This window comes from Nocardia sp. NPDC003345, from assembly GCF_053589395.1.
This window is the reverse complement of sequence record NZ_JBSFRU010000234.1, coordinates 1-10,498: the sequence shown is the minus strand read 5'-3', so window position 1 is coordinate 10,498 and position 10,498 is coordinate 1. Positions and strand designations below refer to the sequence as shown.

Genomic DNA, 10,498 nt, shown 5'->3' with positions numbered 1-10,498 from the left:
CCAATCATCCGGAAAGCCCGCGCAGCAAATTCCACGGTCTGCTGCATGATCAGATCCGGCACGAGTTCAATGCCGAGCACCAGTACATCGCCATCGCCGTCTGGTACGACAATGCCGATCTCCCGCAGCTCGCGAAGCGCTTCTACTCGCAGGCACGCGAGGAGCGCAATCACGCGATGATGATCGTCCAGTACTTCCTGGATCGCGATATCAGCGTCGATATCTCGGGTATCGACGCGGCGAAGTCCAAGTTCGAGAACGCCCATGAGCCGATCGCGATGGCGCTGGCCCAGGAGAAGACGGTCACCGATCAGATCGTCCAGCTGGCCAGCACGGCCCGCGAGGAGGGTGACTACCTCGGCGAGCAGTTCATGCAGTGGTTCCTGAAGGAACAGGTGGAAGAGGTCGCGAAGATGACCACCCTGCTCACCGTTGCCGAGCGGGCGGGTTCGAACCTGTTCGATCTCGAGGAGTTCATCGCCCGGGAGATGAGCGATGATCCCTCGTACGCCTCGGGCGCACCGTCGGTGGCCGGCGGTCATATCTGATTTCGGTTGACGGCTCCACCTCGTCGGCGCCGGTGCGAAAAGCACTGGGCCGGCCGGCGGGGAATTCGGGGTCGTGCCCGGGTGATGATGGGAGCATCGGCCGTCCCGGCCTACTGCGCCGAGGTCGGGCGGCCGATGCTCCGGTACGTCAGCCGGCGCCGGGTCGTTGTGTCGGCTGACGTGGTGTCGCCGGGGGGTTCCAGAAACGGCGACCTCTGAAACCTAGCCGAGATCGGCCTCAGAAAGAAGAGTTTTTCGGAAAATCCTCCGATTTATTCAGCGAAGCGTGACCTGCCGTGACCTCAAGCCGTCCCGGGAACGCCGCTGATCGGAGGTCAGGGGGGTATCGACCGCGAGCGCATCGGCCAGCCTGGTGCCGAATTCCGTTGCCGGAGCGCTCCATTCGCTCATATGCCGCTCCGGGTCGAGATCGAAGACCGGAACGAGCAGTCCGTGGGTGCGGAACGAGCCCGCGAAACGGGAGCCCTCACCGAGATGCAGTCCACCGGCGGCGTGCAACCGGGCCAGGGCCAGCATCAGATCGTCCTCTGATTCCGGCCGGACCCACCGCAGATGCGCCTTGTCGCCCGCGTCGACCCACCAGGGCGCACCGATCGCCTCCGGGCCCAGATCCAGGCGATCCGAAGGCATGATCGCATCCTTGGCCTGCTCGATGGTCGCCGCCACCTGCGGATCGGGCTGCACCCCCTCGGGAACCCACCAATCGAAATCCTGATGCACCGTCAGCGCCAAGGGCGCGTCGGCCACGATGACATCCGACAGTGCCGGGCTGCCCGGCGCCGCCTGCGCGACGGCCAGCGATTCACCGGGTTCGGCGGATTGGGTCCACAGGATCGAGGCCGCCAGATCGGCGCCCGGGTCGGCACTCGGCGTCTGCACCTGGACACCGACGTAGCCGGTCGGGGTGTCGCCCGCGCGCACCAGCGCCGAGACCGCACCCGGCAGCACGGTGGCCAGGGTGACCGCGCGCTCGGCGGCGATATGGTCGGCGAGCGTCAATTCGGCAGTGGCCGAAGGCACGAACTCCCGCAGTGCCACCAGATCGCATTCGGCGGCCAGCCCCTCGAAGGGCCGGGTCACGGCCTGCTCGGCCTCCTGCAACGCCGCCCGCCGTTCGGCCAGGCGCTGGGCCCGGTTGCCGCCGGGCTTCGGACTATTGCGTTTGCTCTTACCCACGGCTGGTCAAGTTACACGCCGGGACCGTCCGGCCAGCGCAGGCCACACATTTCGGGTGTTCACGCGTGCGCCGTCAACCATTGGCCAGTACGGCTTTGGCCCGGCCCGGATGGTTGGTGGCCACCCAGCTCACGCCGAGATCGGCACACAACTGCATATCGTCGGGTTCGTCGACGGTCCAGCAATAGGTCGCCCGGCCGGCCGCCGCGGCCTTGTCCACCAGATCGGGATGATCCCGAAGGGTTTTCACCGACGGCCCCACCGCGGTCGCACCGACCGTGGTGGCGGCGCTGCCGCCCAGGTAGCGGGAAGATTCGCCGAGCAGAACGGTCGGCAGCAGCGGCGCGGCACGGCGGATCCGCCAGACCGCGGTGGCGGCGAACGACATCACCACCGCGCGCGAATGCGCGGCCGAGGCCGGAGTCGCGATACCGAACCGCTGCAGTTCGGCCAGCACCTTGTTCTCCACCAGCGACCCGTAGCGCACCGGATGCTTGGTCTCTATGAACAGCTTGGTCGGACGGCTGCGCCAATCCAGCACCAGGCCGATCAGTTCGCTGAGCGTCAGCACCCCGGCCGGATTCCCGTCCCCGAAGTCCAGATCCTTCAATTCGGCCAGGGTGAGTTCGCTGACCAGACCGCTGCCGCTCGATGTCCGGTCCACCGTGCGATCGTGCACGCAGACCAGATGACCGTCGCGGGTGAGCCGGACATCGCATTCCACCCCGTCGGCGCCCTCTTCCAGAGCGAGTTCGTAGGCCGCCAGGGTGTGCTCCGGGCGGGCCGCGGAGGAGCCCCGGTGCGCGACCACGAACGGTGCGCGACCGCCCTGGACCGATTCGCCACTGCCCTCGCTCACTTGGCCGCAACCTCCTGTGGTGCCCGATCGGCGTCGTCCCGGGAATCATCGGTCCCGGCGTCCGCCGCCGTGCCCACCGTAGCGGCAGGCCCCGGATGTACCGGTTCGATAAGTGGTTCGACCGGGTCCACGGCGATCACCCAGCGCCGGGCCAAACGGTCGGCTCCGCGCAGGTCACGACCCTCGATCGTGCGCATGACCCACAGCGTGAGCACCGCGACCGCGGCCGCCAGGGCATCGGTCGCCGCGGTGAACAGCACCCCGTCCGCCTCGGCCTGCAGCGAATCGGCACCCCGCCAGAAAAGGGCCGCCACCGCGACCAGGCCGCCGAGGATCCAGACCGCCCACCAGATGCGTACGGCCCGCAGCGGGCGGGGATCGGTCCGATCGGCTACCACTTCGGTGAGGAATACCCCGGGAAAGACCAGATTCACCACCGGTACCAGGCAGCCCAGGGCGAGCAGACGGGGCGATCTGGGGTCGGTGCGGCCCTGGGCGGCGAAGAGTACCCGGCGCACCTCGATCAGCCAGCCGAGCGTCGCGACGGCCGAAACCAGCGCCATGATCAGCGCGAACAGCGCGGAGGTGTTCACCAGCGCGTCGGAGAACCAGAGCAGTGGCGGTTCGATGAGCCGGGTTCGATTGCGCAGGAGTAGCAGGTAGCGGCCCAGCTCCGCGACCGCGGCGACGCCGAAGAGCAGCGCGGTGGCGTACAGCGCGGTATACGCCCAGCGGGTCAGGGTGGTGAGGGGGCGCGGCTTCTGTTCGAGCGGATCGTCGGCGGGGCGGTCGTACAGGCCCCAGCGGGGCATCTCGGTGTAGCGGGGCGTACCGGTGTCGCGCTCTCCGGCGGACGTGGGATGCCCCGGCCGCGCGGGCCGGCCGGGGCGCCGCGCGATCCAGCGATAGTTACGGCGCTCCGGCGGGGCGTCGATCGGCCCCGGGGACAGCAGCACGCCACGGCAACGCGGGCACCAGTGCATCGGTGATCCCTGCACCGCCCAGCGTGTACCGCAGCGGGCACAAGGCTGCACCACCGTACTCACCGCGCACCTCGCTCTTCGTCAGTAGATCTTCGCGGGCTCGTCACCCTCGCCGGTCAGCGGCCGGCCGGTCTGCTGCCAGGCCACCATTCCGCCCACCACGTTCACCGCCTCGTACCCGATGTTCACGAGATACTTCACGGCCTCGAGCGACCGGCCACCCTGACGGCACACCACGTACAACTCGGCATCGGGATCCAGCTCGCCGTAGCGGGCCGGGATATCGGACAGCGGAATGTGCACGGCACCGGGCGCATGACCGAGCCGCCATTCGTCGTCCTCGCGCACATCGAGCAGGACGGCTGCCGCCGCTTCCCCGGGCGGACGGTCGAATTCTGCCGGTACGGACTCGACCGGTACCGACGGGACTCCGAAGCTCACACCTGTGATCCTGCCATAAGCCCCCGGACCCCTGCCCGGCTCCGGTGGGAGCCGCGACGCGGGCGACCGATCCACCGGTTCGGGGGCGACTCGCGACGACACGCCCGACACGGCCGAATGTTCGCTGAACGGATGCCGCCGCGTGCCGCGAAACGTGGACATCGGCAGAGCTCGTTCCCGGATTGATAACCATTCCGCATAGCTTCCGGCCAGAGTGCTTGATATCAGCTATCATTCAGCGCACCATTATGCCAGAGCCCTCGGAATATACGGGATGACCTGCGGCAACGGTGGACCCGAACGATCGATCCGGTACTCCCCTCCAAAAATCCCGGAGCGACCGCCCGGCCACCGGCTCGGGCCACGCCCCGTTGCGTGACCCGATAACCAATTGGACGCCGGGCACCCGCTTTCGGTTCCATCGGGATTCCAAATCGGCAAAATCCCGAGATACGGCTATTGACCTCGGTAATCTGGCGCCATGACATCCACCAGGGGGTTACTCGACGGATTGGACGCGACCGGCCTCAACACAGCACTGTCGGAGGCCGGATGCCTGGGACTGGAAGTGGATTCCGAAGGTAAACGCCTAGAGCTCGAACTCGAGGTGCTCAGCCTGCCGGAGCAAATACCGGGCATCGCGGCGGACGGGTCGGCCACGTCCACCCAGCCGACGCGGGTCCGGCTGGTGTTCCACGGCGTCACGAGAATTGCCGCTTCGTTGCGGATGCAGCGGTGGGACGATCTGGAGCCGCGGGTCCTTCCGCTGGAACTGTCCGGGCTGAGTGCCGCGGTGTTCAGTTTCGGCGGCAGCCGGTTGCACGGCTGGGAATTCATCGACCTCGACGACAGCGGGTGGACGCTGTGGAGTGAACTGCTCAGCTTCGATACCACTATCGACAACCGGATCGCCCGCCACGTCCTCGAGTTCTCCCAGGAAGAGGGTATCGACCCGCGGGAACTCGATATCCGGGTCTGGTTCGACACCGTGACCGCGCACCGCTCGGACGGTACCGCGATCCCGCTGCCGGACCTGGTGTCGGGCTCCGAGCGCTGGTGGGCCGCCCACGACAAGGGCGACCCGCGCGCGACCCATCCCGGCATCGCACCACCGCTGTAGCCGAGTACCGGGTAGCGCGCTCGCTGATTCTTTTCGATCCCTTCGGGCTCGGCGGCGCATGCATCCGGCAGGACGGGGTAGGCACCTGAGAGTTCGCGCAGAAATGGTCCGGTTCGCTCCGATGTGGAATGGTGGGGTGTCGGGGCGAGTTGGACCATTCGGGTGTACGAATGGTCGGGAGCATGCCGCACAAGGACGCGCTCGACCCGACAAGGAAGGGACATCGTGGCTGAATACACGCTGCCGGATCTGGATTACGACTACGGCGCCCTGGAGCCGCATATCTCCGGGCAGATCAACGAAATTCATCACTCGAAGCACCACGCGACCTACGTGGCCGGAGTGAACACCGCGCTGGAGAAGCTCGAAGCCGCGCGCGATGCCGATGATCACGGCGCCATCTTCTTGCTCGAGAAGAACCTCGCCTTCCACCTCGGCGGCCATGTCAACCACTCCATCTGGTGGAAGAATCTCTCCCCCAACGGCGGCGACAAGCCGGTCGGCGATCTGGCCGCCGCCATCGACGACCAGTTCGGCTCGTTCGACAAGTTCCGCGCGCAGTTCACCGCCGCGGCCAACGGCCTGCAGGGCTCGGGCTGGGCGGTGCTCGGCTACGACACCCTCGGCCAGAAGCTGCTCACCTTCCAGCTCTACGACCAGCAGGCCAATGTGCCGCTGGGCATCATCCCGCTGCTGCAGGTCGATATGTGGGAGCACGCGTTCTACCTGCAGTACAAGAACGTGAAGGCGGACTACGTGAAGGCCTTCTGGAACGTGGTCAACTGGGCGGACGTCCAGGAGCGTTTCACCAAGGCGACCAGCCAGGCCAAGGGCCTCATCTTCGGCTGATCGCCTGCCCTCCGGGCAGCACGCGACCGGAACCCGCGGACCGTCGTCCGCGGGTTTTTCCGTGCCTGCCCCACGGTCTGGCACTCTCTGGTACTTGTGTGCCAGACCACTTCTGCGCGATCCTCTTCTTTCACAGGTTCGAGGACGGGCAGGGCCGCCCCCGGTAACGCACGGGAGGCATTATGCGCAGCAACGCTCCGATAGGGGTCACGCCGTTCCACGCCGCCGGCACGCTGCGCGGATTCGTCATATCGGGCCGCTGGCCCGATACCACCAAGGAATGGTCCCAACTGCTGGTACTGGCCGTCCGGGTGGCGTCGATGCCGGGCCTGCTGTCCACTTCCACGATCTTCGGGGTCCGCGAGGAACTACCCGACGATCCCGCGCCGGATACGGTCGGTCTGGTGATCTCCGAGGGCCCGGTGCTGGGCGAGGACGGTGTGCGGCCGGGACGCTTCGCCGAACACATCCCGCCGGCTCTGTTCATGCTGCACCCGCCGGCGGAAACCAGCCCGTCACTACCGGAGTGCAGCGGCGCGGCGTCCGGATGCGTCCTACTGCCCGGGATACCGCATCTCGGCCTCGAACATCGCGCGGCCTGGGCCGAGGCGGAAGCCGACGGCACGGTTACCTCGCTGGTAAGCCGGGTCGGGCTGGATCCGATCAGCGATCCCGATACCGCCGTACTCGCCATGCTCCTGGCAGCGGCCTGAGCCACCGTCGACCAGCGCCCACGCCGTCCTCCGACCCGACCCGCGTCACGAACCGCGAATCGCACCCCGGACAAGTCTCCGGCCGGTGCGGGCGCGCCCCTGCAGATCGCCCCGCGCCCGTGCGAACCAGTCCGCCACCTGCACGGGACCGGTTTGCTACGACGATGCCGATACGAAATTCCGGCAGCCCTTTCCCGATATTTCAGGGTACCCTAATCCTTCTCTGCGCGCCGCCAAACATATTGTCGCGGTGCATATTTGAAATCGTAGACGTTGTCGATGAGCCGACGATGCGGTAGTGTTGCCGACAGCGAAGGGGAGTAGCCCCCAATCACGCGGTCGACATACTGACCCACCAGCGGTGGGTCCGGGCGTGTGAACCGGAAATCCCGGTGGGCGAGACCTTCGGCAGACAGCAGTTCATGTTGTCGGCCGGAGACGACCCCGAATCCGGCCGGCGAACCGGATGATCGGGAGCCCTCGGATGATCGCCACCATCGGACTCGCCATCGGCATCGTTTTCCTGGCCGAATTGGGTGACAAGTCCCAGCTCATGGCCTTGACGTTCGCCCTGCGCTACCGCTGGTGGGTCGTACTGGGCGGTATCGCCGTGGCCACCGCCTCGGTGCATGTGATCTCCGTGGCGATCGGTCATTTCCTCGGTGCCGCGTTGCCCACCACAACGATCGCGGTGGTGGCCGCGCTGACCTTCCTGGCGGTCGGGGTGTGGACGCTGCGCGAACTCGTCACCGCCGGCTCCGACGCCGAAGAACCGCCGGCCTCGCGGCTGATCACCGCCGCGCCGTTCTTCGTCGTCCTGTCCGCGTTCCTGCTGGCCGAGCTCGGCGACCGCACCATGTTCGCCACCGCGGCGCTGGCCACCGACAACAATTGGGCAGCGGTCTGGCTCGGCTCCACCATCGGCATGGTCGCCGCGGACGCGCTGGCCATCGCCGCCGGCATCCTGGTCGGCAAGCATCTGCCCGAACGGGCCATCGGTTTCGGGTCCGGGCTGCTGTTCCTCTTCATCGGCGCCCTGACCGGCCTCACCACCGCGGCACCCGCCCTCGGCGTCCCGGCCGCGATCGCTCTCGCCCTGCTCGTACCGGCGGTCGCCGGAGCCTTCCTGTGGTTGCGATCCGGCCGGTCCGGCACCCGCAACCTGCCTCTGACCGGGGCGGAACCGGCCGATGCCGAAGAGGCGCAATGGGAGGATCGGCGGTAAGCATCGATCACCGATATGCGCAAGGGGACCGTCCACGAACCCCGGGCACTCACGGGTTAGGGTGCAATTGACGTCAGGCCAACTGGCCAGTCACGAACGAGAGGACCATCGTGGAGATTTCGGGTTCCGCCGCCATCGTCACCGGGGGCGCGTCCGGTCTGGGCGCCGCCACCGCCAAGCGTTTCGCCGATCTGGGCGCCACCGTCTTCGGGCTCGACGTACCGCAGTCGATCGAGCGCGCGGGCGATAACGTGCCCGACGGGGTCACCCTGCTCGCCGCCGATGTCACCAGCCACGAAGAGGTCGAGGCCGCCGTCGCCAAGGTCGTCGAAGCGGGCACTCCGCTGCGGATCGTGGTCAACTGCGCCGGGGTCGGCTGGGCCGGTCGCATCCTGTCCAAGAACGGCCCGCACGATCTGGAGCTGTTCCGCACGGTGATCACCGTCAACCTGCTGGGCACCTTCAACGTGATGCGCCTGGCCGCCGACGCCATCGCCAAGACCGACGCCGTCGACGAGGCCGGCCAGCGCGGTGTGGTCATCAACACCGCTTCGGTCGCCGCGTTCGAGGGCCAGATCGGCCAGATCGCCTACTCCGCCTCCAAGGGCGGCGTGCACGGTATGACCGTTCCGGCCGCGCGTGACCTCGCGCAGTTCGGCATCCGGGTCAACACCATCGCCCCCGGCATCATCGACACCCCGATGCTCGCCGGTGTCACCGAGGAGTACCGCCAGGGCCTGGAGGCCGGTGTGCCGTTCCCGTCGCGCCTGGGCCGCCCGGACGAGTACGCGCAGCTCTCGCAGTACATCGTCGAGCACGATTACCTCAACGGCGAGACCATCCGCATGGACGGCGCGCTGCGTATGGCGCCGCGGTAGTAAGCACTGCTACGACCACGCCCGCCGTCCCGGCCGCAAGCCGGGCGGCGGGCGTTCGTCGTATGGCGTCCTGGAGGCGGGCGCTATCCGGCGCTACCGGTCGGGACCCTCGCCCGCCACTTGTCGCAGGCCGCCCGGTCGGCCCATTCCCGGTCGACGCCGTCGGCTCGGCAGCCCTGCCTGGTGTAGCCCTGGCTGTCGAGCCCGGAACGGTTGTAGCCGAAGCTGTCATAGCCCCAGCGGTCGTAGCCCCAGCGGTCGTGACCCGAGCGGTCGTAGCCGGAGCGGTCATGACCCGAGCGGTCATAACCGAAACGGTCGTACCCCGAGCGGTCATAACCGAAGGCGTCGTAGCCGTCGGCACCGTAGGGGTCCTGCGGGACGGGCAGCACGCAGTGCGGGGCATGCGCCGGAATGCCGCCGGGACAATCGGCCGGGAGCCGCGGAGGCTCCGGGGTCGTCGTAGGCGGCTGCGGCGGCTCAGAGGTCGGCGCGGGCGGCTCGGGTGTGACAGTCGAAGGCGGTGGTGTAGTGGGCACGCTCTGGGCCGGCTCCGGCGACGCTTCGGCATCCGGTCCCGCGTAGGCCGGGGCGATAAGCAGCACCGGCGCGAAAACCACAGCGCCGAAGAACGCGGTCCGGAACCCGGCATCGCGCCTGCTCCGGCCGCCTGGGACAGCTGTCGGCATGATCGATCTCCAATCCGAGCGCGGAACCGCGCTTACACCGGACTATCGCCGCGTGGCCGATTTCCTTACAAAGAGCAGGTCCGTGCACTCACGAGCGGCCGATCGACGGTGCGCCGTAGCGGAATACGCGGCGACACCCGAGAATTCGCTCGCTTATCCACCCACGACTCGGTAGCGGCCGCGGCGGCGGGCGCCGCGGCCGCTGTCCGGATCAGAGGGTGCGGGTCAGCCGATCGGCGAGGATCTGGGCGAACTTCGCCGGATCCTTCAGCTCGCCGCCCTCGGCGAGAACCGCGGTGCCGTAGAGGAGTTCGGCGGTTTCGGTCAGTTCGGGGACCTTGCCTTCATCGGCGTCCTGCTTACGGGTGTCGTAGGCGTCGCGCAGACCGGTGACCAGCGGATGGGTGGGATTCAGCTCCAGGATCCGCTTGAACTGCGGCAATTCCTGGCCCGAGGCCCGGTACATCCGCTCCAGCATGGGGGTCATATCGAAGACATCACCCACCAGGCAGACCGGTGAACTGGTCAGGCGCGAGGTCAGGCGGACCTCCTTGACGCTGCCCTCGAGGGTCTTGCCCAGCCAGGTCAGCACCTCGGCGAAATCCTTGTCCTGCTGTTCGCGCAGGGCCTCGGATTCCTTCTTCTCCTCCTCGGTCTCCAGATCGACCTCGCCCTTGGCGATCGACTGGAACGTCTTACCGTCGAACTGCGGTACCGACCCGACCCACATCTCGTCGACCGGATCGGTCAGGATCAGCACCTCGCGATCCTTGGCGCGGAACGCCTCCAGATGCGGCGACTTCTCCACCTGCTCACGGGATTCCCCGGTCATGTAGTAGATCGCGTCCTGGCCCTCGGGCATGCGCTCCACGTACTGCGCCAGCGTGGTCGCCTCCGTGTCGGAATGCGTGGACGCGAACGAGGACACCTCGAGAATGGTCTCCTGATTGTCGTAATCGGAGACCAGGCCCTCCTTGAGCACCCGGCCGAATTCCT

At 67.5% G+C, this 10,498-nt stretch carries 11 protein-coding genes and 1 pseudogene; 6 read left to right on the top strand and 6 right to left on the bottom strand.

What is annotated here, in order from left to right; genetic code table 11:
• Window positions 1-548 (top strand): ferritin (locus tag ACWDU1_RS22635; protein WP_450001286.1); only part of this gene is annotated, 548 nt, incomplete at its 5' end.
• A 276-nt stretch (window positions 549-824) separates the two neighbouring features.
• On the opposite strand, the gene ACWDU1_RS22630 is transcribed toward ACWDU1_RS22635, so the two are convergent.
• From ACWDU1_RS22630 to ACWDU1_RS22615, 4 genes are all read right to left on the bottom strand, one after another.
• Entirely contained in the window at window positions 825-1,745 is a 921-nt protein-coding gene (locus ACWDU1_RS22630; RefSeq protein WP_450001284.1) for a DUF5926 family protein, read from the bottom strand.
• 73 nt (window positions 1,746-1,818) lie between these two features.
• A complete protein-coding gene (locus ACWDU1_RS22625) occupies window positions 1,819-2,604 on the bottom strand; it encodes a glycerophosphodiester phosphodiesterase (protein WP_450001283.1) in 786 nt (261 codons plus the stop codon).
• Complete coding sequence (locus ACWDU1_RS22620; RefSeq protein ID WP_450001281.1) at window positions 2,601-3,587, bottom strand: DUF4328 domain-containing protein; 987 nt, start codon at window positions 3,585-3,587, stop codon at window positions 2,601-2,603. The genes ACWDU1_RS22625 and ACWDU1_RS22620 overlap by 4 nt, the downstream gene beginning before the upstream one ends.
• Before the next feature lie 81 nt (window positions 3,588-3,668).
• Entirely contained in the window at window positions 3,669-4,028 is a 360-nt protein-coding gene (locus ACWDU1_RS22615) for a rhodanese-like domain-containing protein (protein ID WP_450001280.1), read from the bottom strand.
• Between the two features lie 481 nt (window positions 4,029-4,509).
• Between ACWDU1_RS22615 and ACWDU1_RS22610 the strand changes: the two genes are divergently transcribed.
• From ACWDU1_RS22610 to ACWDU1_RS22590, 5 genes are all read left to right on the top strand, one after another.
• Complete coding sequence (locus ACWDU1_RS22610) at window positions 4,510-5,148, top strand: hypothetical protein (RefSeq protein ID WP_450001279.1); 639 nt, start codon at window positions 4,510-4,512, stop codon at window positions 5,146-5,148.
• Window positions 5,149-5,373: 225 nt separating this feature from the next.
• Window positions 5,374-5,997 (top strand): superoxide dismutase, encoded by a 624-nt coding sequence (locus tag ACWDU1_RS22605; protein ID WP_450001277.1) that lies wholly within the window; start codon window positions 5,374-5,376, stop codon window positions 5,995-5,997.
• A 182-nt stretch (window positions 5,998-6,179) separates the two neighbouring features.
• Window positions 6,180-6,710 carry a peptidase gene (locus ACWDU1_RS22600; protein WP_450001275.1) on the top strand — a complete coding sequence of 177 codons (531 nt, stop codon included), beginning with the start codon at window positions 6,180-6,182 and terminating at the stop codon, window positions 6,708-6,710.
• A 484-nt stretch (window positions 6,711-7,194) separates the two neighbouring features.
• On the top strand, window positions 7,195-7,935 hold the full coding sequence (locus ACWDU1_RS22595) for a TMEM165/GDT1 family protein (protein ID WP_450001273.1): 741 nt from the start codon (window positions 7,195-7,197) through the stop codon (window positions 7,933-7,935).
• 110 nt (window positions 7,936-8,045) lie between these two features.
• The gene (locus ACWDU1_RS22590) at window positions 8,046-8,813 is read left to right on the top strand and encodes an SDR family NAD(P)-dependent oxidoreductase (RefSeq protein ID WP_450001271.1); all 768 of its coding nucleotides are present in this window, start codon (window positions 8,046-8,048) and stop codon (window positions 8,811-8,813) included.
• An 83-nt stretch (window positions 8,814-8,896) separates the two neighbouring features.
• Here ACWDU1_RS22590 and ACWDU1_RS22585 read toward each other — a convergent pair whose 3' ends face one another.
• The gene (locus ACWDU1_RS22585) at window positions 8,897-9,502 is read right to left on the bottom strand and encodes a hypothetical protein (protein WP_450001270.1); all 606 of its coding nucleotides are present in this window, start codon (window positions 9,500-9,502) and stop codon (window positions 8,897-8,899) included.
• Between the two features lie 211 nt (window positions 9,503-9,713).
• Window positions 9,714-10,498: pseudogene (locus ACWDU1_RS22580) on the bottom strand (molecular chaperone HtpG); the annotation flags it as partial.

Coding starts and splice junctions, on each gene's coding strand:
- ACWDU1_RS22620 (WP_450001281.1), bottom strand. CDS start 3,587: ATGCACTGGTGCCCGCGTTGCCGTGGCGTGCTGCTGTCCCCGGGGCCG.
- ACWDU1_RS22610 (WP_450001279.1), top strand. CDS start 4,510: ATGACATCCACCAGGGGGTTACTCGACGGATTGGACGCGACCGGCCTC.
- ACWDU1_RS22600 (WP_450001275.1), top strand. CDS start 6,180: ATGCGCAGCAACGCTCCGATAGGGGTCACGCCGTTCCACGCCGCCGGC.
- ACWDU1_RS22595 (WP_450001273.1), top strand. CDS start 7,195: ATGATCGCCACCATCGGACTCGCCATCGGCATCGTTTTCCTGGCCGAA.
- ACWDU1_RS22585 (WP_450001270.1), bottom strand. CDS start 9,502: ATGCCGACAGCTGTCCCAGGCGGCCGGAGCAGGCGCGATGCCGGGTTC.